The organism is Tsukamurella tyrosinosolvens (assembly GCF_900104775.1).
Classification (GTDB): domain Bacteria; phylum Actinomycetota; class Actinomycetes; order Mycobacteriales; family Mycobacteriaceae; genus Tsukamurella; species Tsukamurella tyrosinosolvens.
On sequence record NZ_FNSA01000003.1, the window covers coordinates 1,513,190 to 1,537,110 of the forward strand.

A 23,921-nucleotide genomic window follows, 5' to 3' on the forward strand; every position below is an offset into this window, starting at 1 on the left:
CCGGTCAGGAGCCGCTGAGGAACAGCGCCATGAAGCCGGCCGCGGCGAGGACGACCAGCAGCAGGAAGACGATCGGCAGCGCGGCCTCGGGGATCTCGAACCGGGGACCCCGGCCCTCCGCACCGGCCGGCGGCGGTGTCGCCGCGGGCGGCGTCGCGAGCTGCATCGTCGTCACGGGCGCGGGGGCGCGGACCGGGATCGACGACGGGGGGACGGGCTGGTCGAGCGCCTCGGCGAGCGCTGCCGCGAAATCCACCGCGGTCGCGAACCGGAGCTCCGGCGTCCGGGCCGTCGCCTGGAGCAGGACACCGTCGACCTCGGGACCGAGGTCGGGCCGGTCCCGGCGCACCGTCGCGAAACCGTACGGGTTCGGAGGGTGCCCGGTGAGCAGGGTGTACGTGGTGCTGGCCAGGGAGAAGACCTCGGACCGGGCGGTCGGGGCCGCACGCGCGCGGACCTCGGGCGCCGCGTAGGTCTCCGCCTCGCCGTCGTCCGCGTCGTCGGACGGGGCCGGGTCGGCGAGGTGGGCGCCGCCGGCCTCCACCTGCAGCACCGCGGGACTGATCCGCCCGTGCGGGGTCCCGGCGTCGACGCGGGCGTCGACGCCGGGCGCGATCGCGCCCATCAGGAACCGCACGTCGGCCGCCGCGAGCGGCCCCCGATCCTGCAGCCCCACGGAAGAATCGCCCTGACCGGCCATCGTCCACTCCTTCAGCTGTCAGGAGCAGAGTAGCGGTGCTGCGATCACACCGTGCGCGGGCGGGGACGGAAGCCGAAGCGCACGTCGGGGGAGTTCGCGACGAAGACGGTCCCGTCGAGCGAGATCCGGGTGTCGTACACCGGGATCGAAACGCCCGGCGCGTCGAGGCAGCGGCCGTCGAGCAGGCTGAACGCCTGCTTCTTCAGCGGCGACTGCACCACCGGGAAGCCGCCCCGGTCGCCGACGATGCCGCGCGACATCACCGCGGCTCTGCCGATGGGGTCGATGTTGCCGATCGCCCGGATGCTGTCGTCGGCCAGGCGGAACAGCGCCACCTGGGCGCCGTCGGGGAGTAGGACCGCGACGCCCCGGAGCGGTTCGAGGCGGGTCGCCGGGCAGGCGGCGGTCCAGTCGCGGGTCCAGCGGTGCAGGTCGAAGGGTGCGGTGGTCATGCGCGGTCCTCCCTCGGGGGCATGGACGGGGTCGGGGTGCCCAGCAGGATGGGCACCTTGCGGCCGTTCTTCTCGCCGAAGTCGACGGTCGGATCGGGGGCGCCGGGGGCGTTGACGAAGGAGACGAACCGGGCGAGCTTGTCCGGGTCGTCGAGGACGCCCTTCCATTCGCAGCCGTAGCCGTCGACGTGCCGCTCGACGGTGGCCTCGAAGTCGGCGTTGAGGCCGAGCGCGTCGTCGATGACGACCTCCCGCAGCCGGTCGATGCCGCCGTCCAGGGCCTCGACCCACGGCGCCGTCCGCTGCAGCCGGTCGGCCGTGCGGATGTAGTACATGAGGAATCGGTCGACGTACTTGATCAGCGTCTCCCGGTCGAGGTCACCCGCGAGGAGCTGCGCGTGTTTCGGCGTCATCCCGCCGTTGCCGCCCACGTACAGGTTCCAGCCGGACTCCGTGGCGATCACCCCGACGTCCTTGCCTCGGGCCTCCGCACACTCGCGGGCGCAGCCGGAGACGCCCATCTTGATCTTGTGCGGCGACCGCAGGCCGCGGTAGCGGAGCTCGAGGTCGATGGCCATCTGCACCGAGTCCTGCTGGCCGTAGCGGCACCAGTCGCTGCCCACGCAGCTCTTCACGGTGCGCAGCGACTTGCCGTAGGCCTGGCCGGATTCCATGCCGGCGTCCACCAGGCGCCGCCAGATCAGCGGCAGCTGGTCGACGGTCGCGCCGAACATGTCGATGCGCTGGCCGCCCGTGATCTTGGTGTACAGCCCGAAATCGCGGGCGATCTCGCCGATCACGATGAGCTGCTCCGCCGTGACGTCGCCGCCCGGCATCCGCGGCACCACCGAGTAGGTGCCGTTGCGCTGGATGTTCGCGAGGAAGTGGTCGTTGCTGTCCTGCAGCGACGCCTGCTCGCCGGACAGGATGTGGTCCGAGCTGGTGGACGCGAGGATCGACGCCACGGTCGGCTTGCAGAGGTCGCAGCCCGTGCCCGAGCCGAAGCGGTCGATGAGGCCGGAGAAGGTGCGGATACCGCTCGCCTGGACGAGCTCGAAGAGCTCGGCCCGGGACTGGGTGAAGTGCTCGCACAGCGACTTCGAGACGGTGACGCCCTCGGCCTCGAGCAGCTGCGAGAGCAGCGGCACGCAGGAGCCGCAGGACGTGCCCGCGTTGGTGCAGCCCTTGAGCTCGGCGACCGTGCACGCGCCGTCGGCGATCGCCGCACACAGCGTGCCCTTCGAGACGTCGTTGCACGAGCAGACCTGCGCCGCGTCGGGGAGTGCCCCGACGCCGATCCCGGGGGAGCCGTCGCCCGCGGGGGCGATCAGCGAGACCGGGTCGCCCGGCAGCGACGACCCGACGAGCGGGCGCAGCACGCCGTACTGCGAGGCGTCGCCCACGAGCACGCCGCCGAGCAGCGTCGAGGCGTCGTCGGAGAGCACCAGCTTGGCGTAGGTGCCGCCGATCGGGTCGCTGACCACCACGTCGAGGGCGCCGGGCGTGGTGCCCAGGGCGTCGCCGAAGGAGGCCACGTCCACGCCGAGCAGCTTGAGCTTGGTCGACAGGTCCGCGCCCGGGAACAGCGCGTCGCCGCCGAGCAGGCGGTCCGCGACCACCTCGGCCGTCGCGTAGCCGGGGCCGACGAGGCCGTAGCAGCGGCCCTCGATCGCCGCGACCTCGCCGATGGCGTAGACCGCGGGATCCGAGGTGGCGCAGGAGAGGTCGGTGATGACGCCGCCGCGCTCGCCGACGGTCAGCCCGGCCTCGCGGGCGAGCTCGTCGCGCGGTCGGACACCCGCGGCGAAGACGACGACGGCCGCGTCCACGACGCTCTCGTCCTTGAGCGTCACAGCGAGCCCGTGTTCGCCGGGGGCGATGTCGACGGTGCCGGACGAGAGGGTGATGTCGATGCCGAGGTCGCCGATCATGCGGGCCAGGTGTTCGCCGCCGCCGGTGTCGACCTGCTGCGGCATCAGCCGCGGGTTGACCTCCACGACGTGCGGCCGGAGGCCCAGCGTGCGGAGCGCGTTGGCAGCCTCCAGGCCGAGCAGGCCGCCGCCGACCACCATGCCGACGGGCTCGGCCGAGCGGGCCAGCGCGTCGTCCGCGTCGGCACGGAGCGCGTCCAGGTCGTCGAGGGTGCGGTAGACGTGACATCCCGGCAGGTCGTGGCCCGGGACGGGCGGAACGAAGGCGTACGAGCCGGTGGCGAGCACGAGGGCGTCGTAGGCGACGGCGCCGTCGGCCGTGGTCACCGTCCGCGCGGTCCGGTCGATGCCGGTCACCTTCGCGCCGAGCCGCAGCTCCACCAGCGGATCGCCCGCGTAGTCGTTGCCGGCGAGCGCCAGCTCGGAGCGGTCCCACGCGCCGATGTAGGACGAGAGCCCCACCCGGTCGTAGGCTCCGTCGGCCTCCTCGCCCAGGACGACGATCCGCCAGGCCCCCGCCTCGTCGCGGGCGCGCAGCGCCTCCACGAACCTGTGCCCGACCATGCCGTGACCCACCACGACGACGGTGCGCTGGGTGACCATGGACCTCTCCTCTCGTCGGAAACCGTTGGCACCGAATCTAAGGAGGCGGTGTTGCGGGGCTGTGCCGCCGTGTTGCCCGTCGATCACGCCTTCCTCACGGGGAGTCGTGCGCGGGCGTGAGGAGTCAGGCCAGGCGTTCGGCGAGGTCCCCGGGGCGCGCGAGCGGGGGAACGAGGGCGACGGCGCGGCGGGCCACGGCGTCGCGCAGGTGCGGTGTCGCGACGGTCGCCGGAACGCGCCAGCGGCCCGCGCCGTCGGGCTCCACGGGCAGCATGCGCCAGCGGTCGTCGAGGTTGGCGTCGGCGAGGGGGAGCAGTTCGGCCGCGCGCGGCGCCTCGCAAAGGAGTGCGGCGCGCACGGGCCGCGCCAGGAGTGCGGCCCCCAGCATCGCCGCCATCGGGTTGCCGCCCAGGCCCAGCACGATCGGGCCGTCCGGCACCGTCGCCACGAGGAGGGAGCCGCCGGGGCGCACGTCCACCCCGTCGACGAGCAGCGTCGCGCCGGTCTCGGAGAGCGCGCCGCGCAGCCGGTCCGCGGCCCCGCGGCCGGTGGCGCCGATGATCGCGACGACGTCGGCCCCGTCGGGCAGGAGCGCGGCGCGGAAGGAGGCGGGCGCGTCCGGCAGGTGCGGGCCGCGCAGGACCTCGCAGCCGACGGCGCCGAACGTCGCGGCGACGGGGCCCCACGCTGTCTCCGGGAGGCCGGCGCCGCCCGTCGCGCCGACCTCGTCGCCGGAGGAGTGCAGGCGGATCCGCACGGGCCCGCGGGCGGCGACCGCGTCGACACCGGCCGCGGTCGCCAGGGAGATCAGCACCGGGTCGACCGCGGTGCCCGCGGGGGCGAGCACCGCTCCGGCCGGCCACGCCGAGCCCGCCGGGCGGACGTCGTTGCGGCCCGGATCGATACAGGTCAGGAGGGGGCCGTCCCGCGAGATCTCCTCGTCCCGGATCACGCGATCGGCCCCAGCGGGCAGGCGCGCGCCCGTCGCGATGCGCACCGCGGCGCCGACCGCCAGCGGCGGCGCGGCGTGGCCGGCGAGCGTGGCGCCGTCGACCGCCCGCCACGGCGGCGGGCCCGCCGCCGCCCAGCCGTCCATCGCGGACTGGTCGAACGGCGGGAAGGGTGCGGCGGCTGCGAGTGGCTCCGCGAGGACCGAACCGAGCACCGGCGGCCCGCCCGCCGCCGGCAGCGCGGGAAGGGTGGCCCGGAGGAGGCGGCGGACCGCGAGGGGCGATGCCTCGGCCCGGGCCAGGTCCCCCGGGGTGTCGACGTCCGCGAGCGGCAGGCGCAGTCGCGGTGCGTCGGGCGGCACGATCGCGCGGACGGGGCCGCCCGCGGCGCTGTCGATCCCGGCGACGGCGGCGCGGAGCGCGGCGGCGTCCCACACCGCGAGCAGGTACTGGGCGCGCCCGTGCCGGTCCTCGGCCAGGGCGACCGGCGCATCGGTCGCGGCGCGGAGCGCGGCGAGACGGGCGAGGTCCGACGCTTCCACGTCGGGCAGGTCCGCGGCCAGCACCGCGATCGTCCGCGCGCCCGGAGGAACGGCGGCGAGTCCGGCCGCGATCGCGGCGAGCGGCCCGCCGCCCGGCGGATCCTCCCGGACCACCGCGACGCCCGCCGGCACCGCCCGCGGCGGACCCACGACGACGGTCGGGGCCCCGCCGGCCGCGGCGACCGCGGCGTCGAGGAGCCGCCGTCCGCCGATCACGACCTCGGGCTTGTCCCGCCCGAGGCGGCGGGCGCCGCCACCGGCCACGACGACGGCCGCGTCGCAGGACGCGGCCGGGTCGGGGTCAGTAGACGTCACGCACGTATCTCCGTTCGGCGGACAGCGCCGCCAGGTAGGCGTCCGCGCTCCGCGGGGCCATGTGGCCGTGTTCGGCGACGATACCGCGCAGGGCCTCGTCCACGTCGCGGGCCATGCGGGCCGCGTCGCCGCACACGTAGACGTGCGCGCCGCGCCGGATCCACTCCCACAACTCGGCGGCGTGCTCGCGCATCCGGTCCTGCACGTACACCTTCCGGGGCGTGTCCCGGGAGAAGGCGGTGTCGACCCGGGTGAGCACCCCGTCGGCCGCGAGGGCGTCCAGCTCCGCGCGGTAGTAGAAGTCCGTGGCCTCGTGCTGCTCGCCGAAGAACAGCCAGTTCGGCCCCGTCGCGCCGCTGCGTGCCCGGTCGTGCAGGAAGCCGCGGAAGGGAGCGATGCCCGTGCCCGGGCCGATCATGATCGCCGGTGCGTCGGCGTCCTCCGGCGGGAGGAAACCGCGGGTCGGCTGCACGAAGACGTCCACCTCGCCGCCCGCGTCGAGGCCCGCGAGGTGCGTCGAGCAGGTGCCGCCGCGGCGCCGCCCGTCGTGCTCGAAGCCCACGACGGAGACGGTGATCGAGACGCGGTCGGGGTCCTCGCGCGGGCTCGACGAGATCGAGTACAGCCGCGGGGTGAGCGGCCGCAGAAGCTCCTCCCACTCCGCCGGTTCGGCCTCGACCGGGTGCGCGGCGAGCAGGTCGAGCAGCTGCCTGCCCCAGGTCCAGGAGGCGAACGTCGTGGGCTCGTCGAGGATCGCGCGCAGTTCGTCGCTCACCTCGCAGCGGTCCGCGACGAACCGCAGCAGTTCGGGGGTGATGCGCGTGAGGTCCTTGCGGTCCAGGTCGGCGGCGTCGCGCTGCACGCCGGTGCGGGCGCAGAACTCCTCGATGACGGCCCCCGAGTTCACCGGCCAGATCCCCAACGCGTCGCCGGCGCGGTAGGCGAGCGCGTCGGACGGGAGGGCGAAGGTGAAGCGGCGCACGTCCTTCGCCGACCCCTCGCCGGAGAGCAACTCGGACTCGAGCAGCCGGGTGCGCAGCGGGTTGGTCCGGGAGTGACCCGTCGGCTCCGTCGCGGCGGGCTGCGGCGGCGCGGCATCCGGATCCAGCGCGGTCATCACGGAGCCCAGCCAGGTGGCGGCGGTCTCGGCGTAGTCGGGCTCGCAGGACGCGCGCGGCGCGACCCGGGCGGCCCCGAGGTGTTCGAGGCGGGCGTCCAGCTTGCGGGCGAAGCCGCAGAAGTCGGCGTACGAGGGGTCGCCGAAGCCCAGGACGGAGAACCGCAGACCGCTCAGGTCGCCCGGCTCCGCCGCGGCCAGGGCATCCCACAGCGCGACGCCGTTGTCGGGCGCCTCGCCGTCGCCGGTCGTGGCGACCAGGAACAGCACGGTGCCCGTCAGCTGGGCGGGCGAGACCTGTTCGGCGCCGAGGACCGTCGCCGTCATGCCCGCGCCGCGCAGCGCCGCCGCACAGTCCGCCGCGTAGGTCTCCGCGGTACCCGTCTGGGACGCCCAGACGACGGTCACCGTCGCCGCAGGTTCCTGCGGCGCGCCGCCGAAGACGCCCGCCAGGACGCCCTCGAGCCAGGCCCGGGCGATCGGGGCGAGCGGGGCGTCCCCGGGCACCGTCGGCACGCCCGACGGCGGCGCCACGCTCAGGCCCGTGAGCAGGCCGCCGAGGAAGCCCGATGCCTCGGCGGTCAGCTCGCCCGGGCCGGAGGCGTACGGCGCGAGCGCCGCCGCGAGCGGGGACGCCGGGGCCTCCGCCGGGGCGGGCGGTTCCGCCGGCACCGGGGTCAGCGCGACCGCGCTCACCTTGAACTCGGGCTGCAGGGACTCGGGGTCGACGGCGTCGTTGGTCACCGCGTTCACGGCCACATCCTCTCCGAAGGCGTCGGCGAAGTGCATGGGGGCGAAGCAGACTCCGGGGCGGACGGCGTCGTCCACCGCGACCGGCAACGTCGCGCCGCCGCGTCTGCTGGAGACCCGCACCTGCGCGCCGTCGGCGACGCCGAGGCGGCCGGCGTCCTCGGGATTGAGCTGGAGGAAGGGCGCGGGGTTGAGGCGGTTGAGCTTGGCGACGCGGCCCGTCTTGGTCATGGTGTGCCACTGGTGCGCGAGGCGGCCGGTGGTGAGGATCAGTGGGTACTCGTCGTCGGGCAGTTCGGCGGGCGGTAGGTAGGGCCGGGGGAGGAAGCGGGCACGGCCCGACGGCGTGGCGAAGACCGGGCCCCGGTCGGGGTTGTCGGGGTCCAGGTAGCGGATCGGGTTCCGGTCGGGCCCGCCGGGCGCCGCGGGCCACTGCACCGGGCCCTGCGCGAGGCGGGCATGGTCGACGCCGCGCACGTCCCAGCCGGTCCGCGGATTGTGGAAGGCCTTGAGCTCCTCGAAGACCGCGGCCGCGTCGGGGTAGTCGAAATCGGCGCCGTGCCCGAGCTCGGCGGCGATGAGGCAGATCAGCTTCCAGTCGGGCAGCGCGTCGCCGGGCGGCGGGGTGGCGGCCGCGGTGCGGGTGAGGGAGCGCTCCGAGTTGACCATCACCCCGTCGGTCTCGGCCCAGAGTGCGGCGGGTAGCACGACGTCCGCGTACTCCGCGGTCTCGGTGCCGGTGTACGCGTCCTGTACGACCACCAGCTCCGCGGAGCGCAGGGCGTCGATCACGGTGGAGCGGTTCGCCATCGACGCCACCGGGTTGCTGCAGATGATCCATGCCGCCTTGACGGTTCCGGCGGCGAGCTCCCGATACATCTCGACGGTGCCCTGGCCGGCCTCGGCGCGGATCGTGCCCTCCGGCAGGCCCCAGAGGGCCTCGGCGCGGGCGCGGTCGTCGTCGTCGAGGACGGACCGCTGGCCGGGCAGGCCGGGCCCCATGTAGCCCATCTCGCGGCCGCCCATCGCGTTCGGCTGGCCGGTGAGGCTGAACGGACCCGATCCGGTCCGGCAGATCGCGCCGGTGGCGAGGTGCAGGTTGCAGAGGGCGATCGTGTTCCAGGTGCCGTGCGTCGACTGGTTCAGGCCCATGGTCCACAGGCTCGTCCAGTTCGCGGCGCCCCCGATGAGCTCGGCGATGCGCTCGATGTCGGCGGCGTCGAGCCCGGTGATCTCGGCGACGCGATCGACCGGGTAGTCCTCGAGGAAGGCGGGCATGGCCTCCCACCCCTCGGTGTGGGCGGCGATGAAATCCGCGTCCAGGTCGTTCCGGTCGGTCAGCAGGCGGAGGAGGCCGTTGAGCAGCGCGAGGTCGGTGCCGGGGCGGACGGCGAGGTGCAGGTCCGCCTTCGCGGCGGTGGCGGTACGCCGCGGGTCGACCACGATGAGCTTCGCGCCGGCCTTGACCCGGTCCATCATCCGCAGGAACAGGATGGGATGGCAGTCGGCCATGTTGGCGCCCAGGACGAGGAAGACGTCGGCGTGGTCGAGGTCGTCGTAGCTGCCGGGCGGGCCGTCGGAGCCGAGGGACTGCTTGTACCCGGTGCCGGCGCTGGCCATGCACAGCCGCGAGTTGGATTCGATCCACTTGGTACGGACGAAGCCCTTCGCCAGCTTGGTGGCGAGGTACTGCGCCTCCAGCGTCATCTGCCCGCTCACGTAGAGGGCGATGGCGTCCGGCCCGTGCTCGTCGCGGATCTCCCGTAGCCGCCGACCGGTCTCCGCGATCGCGTCAGCGAGGTCGACGGGGCCGCGCGGCGCGCCCCGGACCGTGCGAAGCTCGGCGCGGGCCTGCCGCCCGTCCGCGGCGAGCAGGTCGACCGTGGTGGTGCCCTTGGTGCACAGCCTGCCCCGGTTGGCCGGGTGACTCTTCGTGCCGACGGAGCCCGTGACGGCACCGTCGCGCACCTGCAGGGTGAGGCCGCAGCCCACCCCGCAGTACCCGCACACCGTCTGCACATCCATGCCGCCCACGGTGCCCGCGCGGTGTTTCCGGGGTCGGGCCGGATTGTTACGGCGATGTCACCTGCTCCGCGCCGGCCTGCACTACTCGGCGTGCGGTCGTCGCCCCGAGGGGCCGCCGGCGGGAATCGAGTAGAGGGTCCTCGACGTCGAGTAGTCCGGCACGCTACCGGCGCGGTCGCGGTGGCGGTTGACTCACGGGATCAGCAGCGGCCCCGAAGGAGACATCATGAGCACGAGGACAGTCAGGACCAGTCGCTCCTGCGGCGCGCGGTTCAGCCGGGCGGTGGTCGCCGGGGGCGCCGTCGCGTGCGGCGTGCTCGCCGTCGCGGCGCCCGCATCGGCGGTGCCGTCCGGCGGTCAGGTGCTGTGCGCCGTGGGGCAGCCGTGCATCGACAACCTGTATCAGACGGGGACCACGATCGTCGTCGAGTGGCGCGGCGATCAGGAGTGGGACGGGTACAACGTCCGGTGGAGTCGCCCGGGGCGGGCGGAGACGCAGCACGCCGTGGCCGGGGGCCGGGCGGGGAGCTTCCGGATCAACGACGTGCACCCGGGCGTCACCTACTCGGTGAAGGTCCAGGGCTGCGAGACCCACGTCCTGAGCAGCTCGACGTGCTCGCCCTGGGAGGAGGCGTCGATCACGGTCCGCTCGAGCCTGCCGTACGGCCCGGACACCTGTAAGCAGGGCTTCGTCTGGCGTGAGGCCCGCTCCTCCGATCATGTCTGCGTGACGCCGTCGACCCGGACCGCGACGGTCGAGGAGAACCGGCTCGCGTCGTCCCGCCGGCAGCCGGGCGGCGGGGCGTACGGGCCCAACACCTGCCGGCAGGGCTTCGTGTGGCGGGAGGCGTACTCCGGCGACGTGGTGTGCGTGACCCCGGCTTCGCGGACCCGTGCCGCAGCGGACAACGCCGCGGCGCCGAGCCGCCGGGTGCTCGGGTGACCCGCCGGGCCCGACCGACCGGTCCTTGATCGGGCGGGCCCTCAGCCGAGCAGGGGGAGGACCTCGGCGTGCAGCCGTTCCAGCTGCTCGCGGTCGGCGGCGACGTCGAATCCCATCGGGTTGAGCAGGATGGTCTGCGCGCCCGCGTCGACGACCTCGCGCAGGCCGTCGGCGACCTGTTCCGGTGTCCCCGTCACCGCGACGTCGCCGAACCGGGCCGCCATCGCGCCGTAGATCCGGAACAGTCCCTCGTCCGCCGCGCGGCGCGCGCGGTCGGCGTCGTCGTCGACGACCAGGTACACGCGCTTGCCGATCCGGAACCCGGCGTCGTCCCGGCCCTGCCCCGCCAGTTCCTCGCGGACTGCGGCGACCGCGCCCCGGAAGTGCGCGGTGGTCGACGACCCCGCGCCCATGAACCCGTCGCCGAGGCGCACGGCGCGGGCGAGCGCCTTCGGGGCGCCTCCACCGAACCACAGCGGCGGGTGCGGCCGCTGCACGGGCTTCAGCGGGATCGACACCCCGTCGGCGTCGCGGAACCGCCCGTGGAACGTCACGATCGGGTCGTCGGCCCACGCGGCCTTCATGAGCTCGATGCCCTCGGTGTACGAGGCGATGAAGGTCTCGCGAGCGACGCCGAACGCGGCGAACGGCCGGAAGTCGCCGCCCGATCCCACGCCGAGGTCGAGGCGACCGTGGCTGAGCCGGTCGACCGCGGTGGCCGCGGCCGCCAGCTGCAGCGGATCGTGCAGCGAGGAGACGATGACCGCCACCCCGAGGCGCAGCCGGCTCGTGCACGCGGCGGGCCAGGACAGCAGCTCCAGCGGTGCGAGCATCGCCGCGCCGCCCACCGTCTGCTCCGACGTCCACGCGCCCTCGAAGCCGAGCTCTTCCGCGCGGACGAGGTAGTCCCGGACGCCGGCGGCGTCGAAGTCCCCGTCGAGGATCTGTGGGATCGAGACGGAGAAACTCGCGGCGGTCATGCCGCCACGCTACGACGGCTCAGCCGATCCTGCGGCCGATGCGCCAGGCGCCGAGGAGGACGAAGACCACGAACAGAACGGCGAACAACACCCAGATCGCCCATTCCGGGACCTGCGCGGACGCGATGTGGGGGAGGAGCCCGTACTCCTCTTCGATCGTCCCGCGGGCCTGGTCGGACGTGCCGGCGAGGGCGTCGAGCGGACCGCGAGTGAACGGGCCGCGCATCAGCGTCGCGGCCTGGTTCAGCGGGAGCACGTTCATGAACGTCACGACGCCGCTCGGTAGCGCCCCGACGGTGATGTAGGCGCCCGCCAGGAAGCCGCCCGCCGTCCCCACGATCGTCGCGACCGAGGTGAAGACGCCGGCGGAACCGATGAACGTGACCACGAGGCTCCAGATCGCGGAGAACAGCAGGCAGAAGCCGACCAGCTGCGCCAGTGCCTGCGCGAAGGCGCCCGCCGACAGCGCCGCCGAGTGGACGACGCCGAGATAGACGTCCGCGAGGACGAACACCGTCGTGCTCAGCGCGACCGACACCACGAACGCCCCGAGCAGGTAGCTCAGGATCATCTGGAGCCGGCTGATCGGGGAGACCAGGAAGTCGCGGAAGACGTTGCCCACCCGGTCGTTCACGAAGACCACCAGCGCGGACAGGCTGGTCGTCGCGGTGGTGATCATGACCAGGTTCGCGATCACCCAGGAGTACACGAAGGCGTCGACGTCGTCGGCGCTCGCGGTGGGCAGGGACTTCTGCAGGGCGTCCGTCTGCACGCCGCCGAGGAAGGCGGAGAACAGCACGAACAGGATGATCGGCGAGAGCAGCGAGAAGAACACGGCCGCCGGATCGCGGAAGAAGACGACGACGTTGCGCCGGGTGAGATTCGCGAGCGTCATCGCGCACCTCCTCGCGTGATGGCGAGGAAGACGTCGTCCATCGTGCCGTGGCGGAACTCGAAATCGGTGATGTCGGTGTCGAAGTCGCGCAGGACCGCCCTGGCCTCGCCGCTGGACTCGACGGTGATCCTCCGCTCGGTGCCGTTGCGTCGCGCTCGGGGTCCGAACCGCTGGTCGAAGCGCCGCGGGTCCCTGAGCGTGACCCGCAGCTCGTCCTTCGCGTGTGCGCTCCGTAGCTCCGTCGGCGTTCCCGCCGTGACGATCCGGCCGTGGTCGATGATCGCGATGCGGTCGGCGCGCTCGGCCTCCTCCATGTAGTGCGTGGTGAGGAAGACGGTGAGCCGCAGGCGCTTCTGCAGGTCGAGGATGGTCGACCAGACGCGGTCCCGCGAGTCGGGGTCGAGCCCCGTCGTCGGCTCGTCGAGGAACAGGATGCGGGGTTGGTGGATCAGCGCGCGGGCGATGTCCGCGCGCCGCTTCTGCCCGCCCGACAGCGCCTTGTACCGGCGGGCGAGGAACTCCTCGAGCCCGAGCAGCGAGGACAGTCCGGCGATCCGCTCCTTCGCCGTCTTCGCGTCGATGCCGTAGAACGTCGCGCGCAGGGCGAGGTTCTCCTGCACCGAGAGCACCGGATCCAGCAGGGACTCCTGGAAGACGACGCCGATCGCGCGGCGGATGTCGAGGTCCTGTCGGCCCACCTCCAGTCCCGCGACGTGGATCGTGCCGGAGGACACGGACTTCAGCGTGGTGATGCAGCTGATCGTCGTCGATTTGCCCGCGCCGTTGGTGCCGAGGAAGGCGAAGGTGCTGCCGCCCGCGACGTCGAAGGAGACGCCGTCCACGGCGCGCACGTCGCCGTAGGTCTTGACCAGGTTCCGCACGCTGATGACCGGCGGGGCGCCGGGCCCTGCGGCGGGCATCGGGGGACCGGCGGGCGCGGGCCGGGCCGGCAGGGGTGGCGGGACGGCGGCCGGGGGACCGCCGTGCGGACCCGACGGTCGGCGCGCCGCCTGCGCGGCCGGTGGGCGGTCGGCCGGAGCCGCCGGAGCGGGGCGTGCGGCGGGCGGCGACACGGGGTGTGCGGCCGGGGCCGAGGAAGCGGAGGGGCGCCCTGCCGGCGCCGCCGGCGCCGCGGTCGCCTGCGGCACCGGCTTCGGGGGAGCCGCGGGGAGGGCCGCCCGTGCCGCGGGCAGCGCCGGACGCGCGACGGGCAGGGGCCGCGATGCGGTGACCGACGGGCGCGACGCGCGCGTGCGTACGGGGAACGTGGCGGGAGTGCCGGGCGGCGCGGGGGTTCGGCGGCGCCGCTCGCGGAGCGTGGTCGTCGTCCGCTCCACCGGGCCGCGCGGTGACGTCGCGCTCATGAGGCCGCGCTCTCCGGGAGGTCCAGGGACGACGGCGCCGGCAGGTAGCCGCAGTCGATGAACCACTCGAAGTAGCGGCGCAGCAGCGCACCGTCGATCGGGGGACAGGAGATGCCGCTCCCCGCCAGGCCCTCCCGCACGTTCGCGTCGTCGAACGTCGCGTCGGGCATGTTGTCCAGCGGCGTCGCCGACAGGAACGGCGCCAGCGCGGCGGCCGTCTCGTCGCCCTCGCGCTCGGCCAGCTCCGCCGCTCGCTCACACCACTGCCCGAAGGGCAGTTCCTCGCCGGCGTAGCCGAAGTCGGACATCCAGCGCACCAGGTCCGGCACCGCCACCGTCTCCGGCGAGACGACGTGGAACGTGCGCCCCGCGAGCTCCTGCTGCCCCGCCAGGTGCGCGATCGCGCCGACCACGTAGTCGACGGGGGTGATGTCGGTCGACATGTCCATCGTTGGAGCCGCGCCGAGGGCGACCCCGAGCCGGATCGTCTGCCACAGGAAGTCCGACCGCTGGCAGGCGCCGGTGCGGCTGTGCCCCGCGACACGGCCGGTGCGGTAGACGTACGTCGGCACTCCCCGCGAGCGCGCCTCGAAGACGAGCTGCTCGCCCACCCACTTGGACTGGGTGTACCCGAAGGTGAACCGCGGGTCCTGGACGGGGCTCCGGTCGTCCTCGGCGAAGACGGTGTCCTGCGGGTAGGAGAACCGCGAGAAGACGTACGTGGTCGAGACGAAGTGCACGGGCTTGACCGGGCCGTCGCACGCGAGTGCGAGGACCTGCACCGTCCCGTCGACGTTCGCGGACTTCAGGGTGGGGTAGGGCCGCAGGAAGTTCACGTCGGCGCCGCAGTGCACGATGCCGTCGGCGGTGGCCGCCAGGTCCGCCCAGGCCGCGTCGGTCACGCCGAGCCGCGGTCGGGTCAGGTCGCCGGGCACCGCGACGATCCGGGCGGCGTGGGCGTCGTCCCAGATCCCGTAGTCGCGCATCGTCGTCCGGATCCGGTCGAAGCCGTCCTCGGGCGAGCCCGCGCGGACCAGGCAGTGCATGGTGGCCGACGTCGTGGTCAGCAGCTCGGCGAGGAGGAAGGCGCCGACGAAACCCGTCGCGCCCGTGACGAAGAGGTGCCGCGGGTCGGTGGCGCTCCGCACGGGCGCGCCCGGCGCGGGCCGGATGTCGTCGGGGAGGACGACCTCGTCGGCGAGGACCAGGCTGCTCTCGAAGCCGGCGCCGCCCTGCTCGAGGATCGCCGCCAGCCGCTCGATGGTGAGCTCTCCGGCGAACAGCGCCGGCAGCGGCACCACGCGGCCGAGCTTCTCCCGCACCCGGAAGACCAGCTTCGTCGCGAGCAGTGAGTGCCCGCCGAGGAGGAAGAAGTCGTCGCGGACGCCGGGAGCGGTGCGCAGCGACAGCAGGTCGGTCCAGATCGCGGTGAGATCGCGCTCCAGGTCGGTGCGGGCGGCGACGTACTCCGTGCCGCTCGCGGCGGCCAGGGCCACGGGCGCACCGCCGCGGGCGGCGAGCGCCTTGCGGTCGATCTTGCGGTTCGGGGTCAGTGGGAAGGCGTCGACGACCGCGAAGGCGCTCGGCACCATGTACGGCGGCAGGGTCTCCCGCAGGCCCGCGAGCAGGGCACCGGTGTCGCCCAGCTGTTCCGCAGAGCACTCGAGGAATGCGGTGACCGCGGTCCCGCCGGCGTCGACCGCGGCGATCGCGCGGACGCCCGGCAGGGCGGTCTCGAGCGCGCTCTCGATCTCGCCCAGTTCGACGCGGAAGCCGCGGACCTTCACCTGGGTGTCGATCCGGCCGCCGAACTCGATCCGCCCGTCGCGGAACCGGCGCACCAGGTCGCCCGTCCGGTACGCCCGTGCCGGAGTCTCTCCGGCCAGCTGCACGAAGCGGTCGGCGGTGAGCTCGGGCCGGTCGTGGTAACCGAGCGTCACCCCGTCGCCGACGATGCACAGCTCGCCGAAGACGCCGTCGGGGACGGGCGCGGCGGTGGCGTCGGCGACCACGATGCCCGTGCCGCGGATCGGGTGTCCGATCGGGATCGCGCCCGCGGCGACGTCGGCGCCGGTGACCCGGTGCACCGTCGACCATATGGTGGTCTCGGTGGGGCCGTACATGTTCCACACCTCGTCCGTGCCGGCCAGGAGGCGGCCCGCGAGCACCGCGGGCATCGCCTCGCCGCCGCACAGCGCGCGCAGTCCGCGGGTGCCGGTCCAGCCGGCGTCGAGCAGCAGGTGCCACGTGGTGGGGGTGGCCTGCATGACGGTCACCGCGTACTCGTCGAGCAGCGCCGCGAGCCGGTCGCCGTCGCGGGCGTCGTCACCGTCGGCGATGACGACGCGCGCCCCGGCGGCGAGCGGGAGCAGGAGCTCGAGGATCGCGATGTCGAACGATGGGCTCGTGACGGCCAGGAGCGTGTCCGAGGGCGCCATGCCGGGCTCGGCGCGCATCGCCTCGAGGAACGTGACGACGTTGCGGTGGGAGACCCGCACGCCCTTCGGGCGCCCGGTGGACCCGGACGTGTAGAGCATGTAGGCCGTTCGGGTCGCGGGATCCTCGTCGGACGGTGCCGGGGCAGGCCCCGCCGGGGCGTCCGCGACGTCGAGCCAGGGGAGGTCGAGGCCCGGCACCTCGGCCAGGTTCTCGGCGGTGGTGATGAGCGCAGGGATGCCGGCGTCGGCGCAGATGAACGCGAGGCGCTCGGCGGGGTAGGCGGGGTCGAGCGGCACGAAGGCGTAGCCGGCCCGGAGCGTCGCGAGCATGGCGACGATGACGTCCGCCGACCGCGGCAGCAGCAGCCCCACGGGCGTCTGCGGCGGGGCGTCGAGGTGCTCCGCGATCCGGGCGGCGAGGCGTCCGACGCGGGCGTCCAGCGCGGCGTAGGTGATCCGCTCAGGTCCGGCGACGATCGCCGTGCGGTCCGCGGCGCCGCGAGCCGCGGCGAGGACGTACTCGTCCAGCGCGGCGGTCGCGGGCTGTGCGATCGGTGGCTCGACCGCGAGCGGCGCGGTCGACAAGGGCAGCGTCGAGATCGACCGTCCCCCGGGGGAACCGGGCGCGGTGAGCGCGTCGAGCACCGCGACGAAGCCGTCGATCAGTGCGTCGGCGGTCTCCTGGTCGAACAGGTCGGCCGCGACGTCCAGGGTGCCCGACATCGTCGTGGGCGTGGTGGTCACGTTGAGCAGCACGTCGAACTTGGCGCAGCCGTTGTACAGGTCGCGCAGGTGCATCTCGGGCGCGCTGCGGTCCTCCTGCATGTTGAGGATCGCCTGGAACAGCGGCGGGCGCGCGGGGTCGCGGCCGAGGTCGAGCGCCGAGAGCACGCGGTCGAAACGCGCGTCCTGGTGGGCGAAGCCCTCGCGGACCTCGGCGTTCACCTGGGTGAGCAGTTCCTTGACGGTCCGGTCCTCGCCGAGCGTCACCGGCAGCGCGAGTGTGTTGAGGAACGGGCCGATCACCCGCTCGGTCCCCGGCCGGGAACGCTGGGCGACGGGGACCCCGACGACGACCCGGTCCTGCGCCGCCCACCGGGACAGGACCGTCGCGTAGGCGCAGAGCACGGTCACGAACGGGGTGACACCGTGCTCGGCGCTGAACGTCCGGACGGCCGTGGCTCGCTCGGCGCTCAGCGCGAACTCCGTGCGGCGGCCCCGGTAGCCCTGGCGGGCCGGCCGGGGACGGTCCGTCGGCAGGGTCAGCGCGGCGGGCGCGTCGGCGAGCCGTTCCGTCCAGTACGCGATGTCCGTGGCGTCGGCGTCCGCCTCCGCGTGCTCGCGCTCCCACAGGGCCACGTCGGCGTACTGGAACGGGACGTCGGGCAGCTGTTGCAGCCGGCCGACCAGGCGGCCGGTCGCGAGCCGGCCGAGCTCGGCGAAGAGGATGCCGGTGGAGTAGCCGTCCGCCACCATGTGGTGCAGCGTGATCTGCACCCACGTGCCGCCGGAGGTGCTGCGCGCGAGCGTCGCCCGCAGCAGCGGCTCCCGCGCGATGTCGAAGGGCGTCCGCGCGTCCTCGTCGAACCGGGCCCACATCGGCGCCTCGTCGATCCCGTCGAGGACCGCGACCTCGGGCCGCTCGGCGGGTGCGATCCGCGCGACCGGCTCCCCGTCCTCCATGCCGAACCGGGTGCGCAGCACGGGGTGCCGCTCGATCACCTCGGCGAGGCAGTCGGTGAACACGTCGTGCGGAACGTCGATCGGCAGTCGGGCGACGCCGGACATGACGTGCATCGTCGTGCCGGGATGGAACTGCTCCAGGAACCACATGTTCTCCTGGGTGGCCGAGAGCCGGACGGCGTCGCCCTCGCGCACGCGGGGCGTGATCGGCGGCGCGGTCGACGGGGCCTTGCCCAGCCGGGCCAGCAGCGCACGCCGCTGGGTGGGGCTCAGTGCCGCGAGGCGGTCTTCGATCTCGGTCATCGGGGGCCTCCGGCGTTCGGTTCGGTGGTCTCGGACTCGGCGAGCAGGGCGGCGACCGCGTCGTCGTCCAGGTCGGCCAGCAACGCGGCGAGGTCGTCGACCTCGGCGTCGGGTACCGCGTCGTCCGACGGCATGTCGAGGGTGGCGAGCAGCTCGGCGGCGATCGTCGCCACCGTCGCTCCGTCGAGGAGGAAGGCGATCGACGGCGCGGCGCGGAACTGCTGCTCCACCCGGATCCGGAGCTCGGTGGCGAGCATCGAGTCCACGCCGAGCCGGCCGAGCGGCTCGTCGTCGGGGATGTTCTCCTCGGCCATCCGCAGCACCCTCGAGACGGTGAGGCGCACCCCGTCGGTCGCGATGGGCGTACGGTCCGCCGCCGCGACGGCGCCGAGCCGTTCGAGGATCGACTCGCCGTCGTGGTCGCCGTCCTCCTCCCCGCGGCCCAGGTGGGCGACGAGGATCGGGGTGAGCGCGTAACTCTCGATCACCGTGGGCCAATGCGCGGAGACCACCCCCTGCTGCACCTCGCCGGAGCCCAGCAACTCGGCGAGGAGCGTCATGCCGGTCTCGGGGTCGATGAGGTCGATCCCGCGCTGCCCGTAGAGCTCGCGCAATCCGAGGCTCGCGATCATGCCGGCGTCCCACGGGCCCCAGTTGATCGACAGGGCCGGCAGGCCCTGCGCCCGGCGGTAGTGGGCGAGCGCGTCGAGGAAGGCGTTCCCAGCGGCGTAATTGCCCTGCCCGGGCGACGGGATCACGGCGGAGATCGAGGAGAACAGCGTGAAGAAGTCGAGCGGCTCCCCGGCGGTCGCCTCGTGCAGGGCCCAGCCGCCGAGCACCTTCGGCCGGACCACCCGCTCGACCTGCTCCTGCGTCATCCGCACGAGGATCTGGTCGTCCACGGCGCCGGCGGAATGGATCACGCCGCGCAGGGCCGGGACGCCCGCCGCGTGCAAGCGAACGAGAGTGTCGGAGAGTGCCCGCGCGTCCGTCACGTCGACGGGCACGACGTGCACCGTCGCGCCCGACGCCTCCGCGGCGCGCACCGCGGCGACACCGTCGCGCTGCGCGGCGTCGGTGAGGGCGTCCCACTCCGCCCGCGGCGGGAGCCCCGAACGGCTGGTCACGATCAGGTGGCCGGCGCCGCGGTCGGCGAGTGCGACGAGCACGAGCCTGCCGAGCGCGCCGAGACCGCCCGTGACGAGATAGGCACCGTCGGGACGCATCCGGGCGGGGATCCGCCCGCCGGACCGGGCCGACGGGTACAGGCGCGCGACGAGTCGTGCGCCGTCCCGGTAGGCCACCTGATCCTCGTCCGTGCCGGCGACGGTGAGCTCGTCGAGCAGCATCGCCGCGCTCGCGTCCCGATCCCGCGGATCGAGGTCCACGAGCCGGGCCTGCAGCCCGCTCAGCTCGTGGTGCAGGACCCGGCCGACGCCGAGCAGTGAGGACTGCAGGAGGCCCGTCTCGGAGACGCCCGCGACGGGCTGTGCACCGTCCGTGACGAGGAAGGTGGGCGCCGCGAGCCCGCGCTGCTCCAGCTCGGCCGCGAGGTGCATCACCGAGAGCACGGCGTCGTTCGCCGCCCAGCGCAGCGGGTCCGCAGCGTCGGGGGAGGCGTCGAGCGACCACAGGTGGACGATGCCGCGGAGCCCCGCGTCGGGAACGAGCCGGTCGAGCGCGGAGGCCAGGGCGGCCCGGTCGGCCGGCGCGACGGCATCGGCGGCGTCGCCCGCGCGGAGCAGCACCGGCGTGCCTCCCGCGGCCGCGAGCCGCCCGGCGAGGTGATCCGCGAGGCCGGTGCCGTCCGCGAGGAGCAGCCAGACGCCCTCGGCGGGGGTGCGCTCGGCGTCGTCGGCGGGCTGCGGCTCCCAGGCCTGTTCGTACACCCAGTCGGTACCCACCCGCTGCGGCGCCGCGGCCGCGTCGTCGAGGATCCGGACGGAGAAGCCCTCCACCTCGGCGAGCACTCGGCCGTCCTCGTGGGCGAGGACCACGTCGCCGCGGATCGTGGCGGGGTCGGACGATGCCCGGGCGGTGGCCCGCGCGACGACGGGGCCGTCGGGTCGCCCGTGGATCACGACGCGATCGACCCCGACGGGGATGAGCCTCGTGCCCTCCGACCGCTGGAAGGCCAACGGCAGCAACAGCTGGAAGGCCGCGTCGAGGACGCTCGGCTCGAGGATCGGGGCGCGTTCGGCGACGGGCTCCGCGGCGACGGCGCGGATCCGGGCCGATGCGGCGCCGTCGCCGACGGTCACGTCGTGCAGGAGGCGGTACGCGGGACCGTACGCGAAGCCCGCGTCGCGGAACCCGTCGTACAGCGCGTCCTCGGCGACCGGCGCGCCCGCGACGGGGCCGACGTCGATGCGGGGCGCGACGGACGGCGCGGGCCGCAGGGTGGCCGTCGCGTGGCGCGCCCACCGGCCGCCGCCGGGCACCTTCCCGTGGATCGCGATCCGGCCCGAGTCGGCGTCGAGGCTCGTGTCGATCAGGTAGGTCCCGCTGCCGCCGTGCACGAGCGCGGTCTCGAACGCGACGTCGAGCAGCGTGCACGCGGAGGCCCCGTACTCGTCGCGCGCGACCTCCGCCGCGATCTCGACGTAGCCGGCGCCGGGGAACAGCGTGGCGCCGTGCACCACGTGGTCGGAGAGCGATCGCGGCGCGGTGCCGTCCAGCAGCCGCCGCCACCCGGGCAGCGCGCCGTCGGATCGGTCGCCCAGGTAGGGCTCGGCGGTGACCGCGAGACGCTCCCGGCGGCCGGCGTCCCCCTCGGACCAGTACCGGTCCGTCTGCCACGGGTAGGTGGGCAGCGTGCGCATGGGTGCACGGGGCGCGAGCGGGGAGAAGTCGACGTCGACGCCGCGCACCCACAGGTCGGCCAGCGCCGTGGCGAAGGACTCGGCGTCGTCACCGTCGCGGCGCAGCGACGCGGTCGTCGTCACCGTCCGCCCGCGCGCGGACGCGGCCTCCGCGATCGCCCGGCCGAGCACCGCCGTGGGGCCGATCTCCAGGAAGGTCGCCGCACCGTCGGCGAGGAGCGCGTCGGCCGCGGCGCCGAACAGCACCGGGCGGCGGATGTTGCGCCACCAGTACTCGGCGTCGTGCGGCTCGGAGCCGTCCTGCGGGACCGGGGCGCCGGTCACCGTCGAGTAGAGCGGGGTCGACGGTGCTCCGGGCGCGAGGCCGGCGAGGGACGTGCGGACCTCCGCTTCGAGCGGGTCCATGGCCCGGCTGTGGTACGGGACGTCGCCGGGGACGAGGCGTGCGAAGACGCCCTCGCCGCCGAGCCGCTCCGCGAGCGGTTCCAGGACGGGGAGCGCGCCCACGAGCGCGACAGAATCGGGGCTGTTGATCGCGGCGAACTCGACGTCGCCGCGCACCACCTCGGGCAGTTCGGCGGCGGCGGTCTCGCCGAGCGCGACGGCCAGCAGGCGGCCGCCCCCGCTCGCGGTGTGCTGGATGCGGGCGCGGTGCACGATCACGGTGATCGCGTCGTCGAAGGTCAGGGCGCCCGCCTCGAGGGCGGCGGCGACCTCCCCGGCGCTGTGCCCGACGATGAGGTCCGGCCGTACGCCGAAGGACTCCCACAGCCGGGTCAGCGCGTACTGCACGCCGAAGTTCGCGATCTGCGCCACCACGGATTCGGCCATCCGGGAATCCGTCTCGGGGGCCAGCAGTTCGGCGGTGAGCGACCAGCCCGTGAGCGGCGCGATCGCCGCGTCGCAGCGGTCGACCGCCGCTCGGAAGACGGCGTTGTGCCGCAGCAGGCCGCGGGCCATGCCCCACCACTGCGGGCCCATGCCGGTGTAGACGAAAGCCAGGGGGCGGGCGTCGTCGAGCGCGGAGCCCGACCGCACGGCCTGGTGCGGGGTCCCCTCGGCGGCGGCGCGCAGCGCTTCCGCGGCCTCGGCGTCGTTCGCGGCGACCACCGCGAGCCGCGCGGTGCGGTGCGCGCTGCGCCGGTGCGCGAGCGCCGAGGCGACCGGGGAGGCACCGTCGGACTCGACGAGCCCGGCGTAGGCGTCCGCGAGCTGCGCGAGGGCGGGCTCGCTGCGGGCCGCGAGTGGTAACACGGTCGCGATGCCGTCGCGCGCGGCGTCCGCGGGCGGCGGGGCGGGCGCGTCCACGGGGACGGACTCGAGGATCGCGTGGGCGTTGGTGCCGCCGAAACCGAACGAGTTGACGCCGGCCCGGAGGCGGCCGTCGGGGCGGAGCGCGGCGGGCTCGGTGGCGATCCGGAGCCGCAGCTCGTCGAGGTCGATGGCCGGGTTGAGCGCGTCGAGGTGCAGGTGGCGCGGTACGCGCCGGTGGCCCAGCGCGAGCGCGGATTTGATGAAACCGACGACGCCCGCGGCGGCCTCGAGGTGCCCCAGGTTCGTCTTGACGGAGCCGATCACGAGCGGGCGGTCCGCGGGGCGGTCGCCGCGGTAGACCTCACCGAGCGCGTTGGCCTCGATCGGATCGCCGACCGGGGTGCCCGTGCCGTGCGCCTCCACGTAGTCGACGGTGTCCGCGGCGATGCCGGCGTTCGCGAGCGCCGCCTCGATCGCGCGCTTCTGACTCGCGCCGTTCGGGACGGTGATGCCGTTGGTGCGCCCGTCCTGGCTGACGGCGGTGCCGAGCACCGTCGCGTAGATCCGATCGCCGTCGGCGCGCGCCTGCGCGAGCGGCTTGAGCACGACGAGCGCAGCGCCCTCGCCGCGGACGTACCCGTTGGCCGCCGCATCGAAGGCCCGCGACGTGCTGGTGGGGGAGAGGAATCCGCCCGTCGACGCGGCGACGGTGAAGTTCGGGCTGAGCATCAGGTTCACGCCGCCGGCGACGGCCAGGTCGCTCTCACCGTTCCAGATCGACTGGCACGCGAGGTGGATCGCCACCAGCGACGACGAGCACGCCGTGTCGACGGACATGCTCGGTCCGAGCAGGTCGAAGACGTGCGAGATGCGGTTGGACAGCATCGTCATGACGACGCCGGTCGCCGTGTGCGCGGCGACGGTCGGCGGCTCGGCGGCGGACGTCGAGAACTGCATCTGGCTGTAGTCGAGCGTGAAGCCGCCGGTGAAGACGGCGGTCTGGGAGCGTTCGAGGTCCTCGGCGCGCAGCCCGGCGTCCTCGAAGGACTCCCACGCGACCTCCAGCAGCAGCCGCTGCTGCGGGTCCATCGAGCTCGCCTCCACGGGGGAGATCCCGAAGAAGGCCGGATCGAACTCGTCGACCGGGTCGGTCAGGAAGCCGCCGCGGCGCACCCGGCTCTTGCCCGGCGTGCGCTCGGACTCGTAGTAGCGGTCGGTGCTCCAGCGGTCCGCCGGGATGTCGACGATCGCGTCGCGGCCCTCGTCGAGCAGCGCCCAGAAGTCGTCCGCGGAGCGCACGCCGCCCGGGAGGCGGCATCCGATCCCGACGACGGCGATCGGTTCGCGCTGGGCCTCTGCTCGATCCGCGCGATTCTGCATGGCCTGTTCTCTCACGGCGATCTCCCCTGTCCCCTGGCCGAATACGGTCCGACGGTCACTCCCCAGTCACCGTGCTTCCACTGTGTCGTTCGGTCCTTAAGCCCCGCTTGTTACGCGCCAGTCGGTCCGAGGCGGCGCCGGCGCGGGCCGGGAGCCCGGGTGGGCGGGCCGCGCCGCACCCCTCGGATCGAGCGTCGTCGCACGAGTAGATCGCGGCCCGGGCGAGCGCCGCGAGAGTGGCCGACTACTCGATTCCGGCACCGAGTACTACCCGGGAGGGGAGCGGGGGCCGCGCCGTCGCGCCCGGTCCGGTGCCCGCCCACGGGCGCCGGTCGGTAGGCTGGTGTCGTTTGCCCCCGGCACACCGGTGGGTCGTTTTCGCGTGAGAGCAGGCAGGGACTGTGGCTGAATTCATTTACACGATGAAAGTGTAGAAGCCGCTCCATCTCTCGTTCGAAAAGTCAATAGACAATC

The 23,921-nt window shown here is 74.2% G+C and carries 11 protein-coding genes; 1 reads left to right on the forward strand and 10 read right to left on the reverse strand.

Going from position 1 to position 23,921, the window contains the following annotated elements; all coding sequences use genetic code 11:
- Positions 1-4: 4 nt before the first annotated feature.
- The 5 genes from BLW32_RS08865 to BLW32_RS08885 all read right to left on the reverse strand — a co-directional run bounded on the left by BLW32_RS08865 (position 5) and on the right by BLW32_RS08885 (position 9,385).
- Positions 5-700 carry a serine/threonine-protein kinase gene (locus BLW32_RS08865; protein WP_139286112.1) on the reverse strand — a complete coding sequence of 232 codons (696 nt, stop codon included), beginning with the start codon at positions 698-700 and terminating at the stop codon, positions 5-7.
- Between the two features lie 44 nt (positions 701-744).
- Positions 745-1,152, reverse strand: a complete 408-nt coding sequence (gene nirD, locus BLW32_RS08870; protein ID WP_068526435.1) for a nitrite reductase small subunit NirD — start codon at positions 1,150-1,152, stop codon at positions 745-747.
- Entirely contained in the window at positions 1,149-3,686 is a 2,538-nt protein-coding gene (gene nirB, locus BLW32_RS08875) for a nitrite reductase large subunit NirB (RefSeq protein ID WP_068526436.1), read from the reverse strand. The genes nirD and nirB overlap by 4 nt, the downstream gene beginning before the upstream one ends.
- Positions 3,687-3,810: 124 nt before the next feature.
- Positions 3,811-5,493, reverse strand: a complete 1,683-nt coding sequence (locus BLW32_RS08880) for an NTP transferase domain-containing protein (RefSeq protein WP_068742593.1) — start codon at positions 5,491-5,493, stop codon at positions 3,811-3,813.
- Complete coding sequence (locus BLW32_RS08885; RefSeq protein WP_068742592.1) at positions 5,480-9,385, reverse strand: bifunctional nitrate reductase/sulfite reductase flavoprotein subunit alpha; 3,906 nt, start codon at positions 9,383-9,385, stop codon at positions 5,480-5,482. The genes BLW32_RS08880 and BLW32_RS08885 overlap by 14 nt, the downstream gene beginning before the upstream one ends.
- A gap of 226 nt (positions 9,386-9,611) precedes the next feature.
- Here BLW32_RS08885 and BLW32_RS08890 point away from each other — a divergent pair, with 226 nt between their 5' ends.
- Positions 9,612-10,328: a fibronectin type III domain-containing protein gene (locus BLW32_RS08890; RefSeq protein ID WP_082791527.1), complete on the forward strand. Its 717-nt coding sequence runs from the start codon at positions 9,612-9,614 to the stop codon at positions 10,326-10,328.
- A gap of 41 nt (positions 10,329-10,369) precedes the next feature.
- On the opposite strand, the gene BLW32_RS08895 is transcribed toward BLW32_RS08890, so the two are convergent.
- From BLW32_RS08895 to BLW32_RS08915, 5 genes are read right to left on the reverse strand one after another with little or no spacing between them, the layout of a single operon-like run.
- Entirely contained in the window at positions 10,370-11,308 is a 939-nt protein-coding gene (locus BLW32_RS08895) for an LLM class flavin-dependent oxidoreductase (RefSeq protein WP_068742590.1), read from the reverse strand.
- A 19-nt stretch (positions 11,309-11,327) separates the two neighbouring features.
- A complete protein-coding gene (locus BLW32_RS08900) occupies positions 11,328-12,203 on the reverse strand; it encodes an ABC transporter permease (RefSeq protein WP_068526441.1) in 876 nt (291 codons plus the stop codon).
- A complete protein-coding gene (locus tag BLW32_RS08905) occupies positions 12,200-13,567 on the reverse strand; it encodes an ABC transporter ATP-binding protein (RefSeq protein ID WP_225535541.1) in 1,368 nt (455 codons plus the stop codon). Before BLW32_RS08905 ends, BLW32_RS08900 begins: the two co-directional genes overlap by 4 nt.
- Positions 13,564-17,991, reverse strand: a complete 4,428-nt coding sequence (locus BLW32_RS08910) for a non-ribosomal peptide synthetase (protein WP_068742589.1) — start codon at positions 17,989-17,991, stop codon at positions 13,564-13,566. The genes BLW32_RS08905 and BLW32_RS08910 overlap by 4 nt, the downstream gene beginning before the upstream one ends.
- Positions 17,988-23,447: a type I polyketide synthase gene (locus tag BLW32_RS08915; RefSeq protein WP_068742588.1), complete on the reverse strand. Its 5,460-nt coding sequence runs from the start codon at positions 23,445-23,447 to the stop codon at positions 17,988-17,990. The genes BLW32_RS08910 and BLW32_RS08915 overlap by 4 nt, the downstream gene beginning before the upstream one ends.
- Positions 23,448-23,921: the final 474 nt, after the last annotated feature.

Excerpts from the sequence above, each read along its gene's own strand:
- BLW32_RS08915 (WP_068742588.1), bottom strand. The coding sequence starts at position 23,447 with ATGCAGAATCGCGCGGATCGAGCAGAGGCCCAGCGCGAACCGATCGCC.
- BLW32_RS08895 (WP_068742590.1), bottom strand. The coding sequence starts at position 11,308 with ATGACCGCCGCGAGTTTCTCCGTCTCGATCCCACAGATCCTCGACGGG.
- BLW32_RS08865 (WP_139286112.1), bottom strand. The coding sequence starts at position 700 with ATGGCCGGTCAGGGCGATTCTTCCGTGGGGCTGCAGGATCGGGGGCCG.
- BLW32_RS08885 (WP_068742592.1), bottom strand. The coding sequence starts at position 9,385 with ATGGATGTGCAGACGGTGTGCGGGTACTGCGGGGTGGGCTGCGGCCTC.
- BLW32_RS08890 (WP_082791527.1), top strand. The coding sequence starts at position 9,612 with ATGAGCACGAGGACAGTCAGGACCAGTCGCTCCTGCGGCGCGCGGTTC.
- nirB (WP_068526436.1), bottom strand. The coding sequence starts at position 3,686 with ATGGTCACCCAGCGCACCGTCGTCGTGGTGGGTCACGGCATGGTCGGG.
- BLW32_RS08900 (WP_068526441.1), bottom strand. The coding sequence starts at position 12,203 with ATGACGCTCGCGAATCTCACCCGGCGCAACGTCGTCGTCTTCTTCCGC.
- BLW32_RS08910 (WP_068742589.1), bottom strand. The coding sequence starts at position 17,991 with ATGACCGAGATCGAAGACCGCCTCGCGGCACTGAGCCCCACCCAGCGG.
- nirD (WP_068526435.1), bottom strand. The coding sequence starts at position 1,152 with ATGACCACCGCACCCTTCGACCTGCACCGCTGGACCCGCGACTGGACC.
- BLW32_RS08905 (WP_225535541.1), bottom strand. The coding sequence starts at position 13,567 with ATGAGCGCGACGTCACCGCGCGGCCCGGTGGAGCGGACGACGACCACG.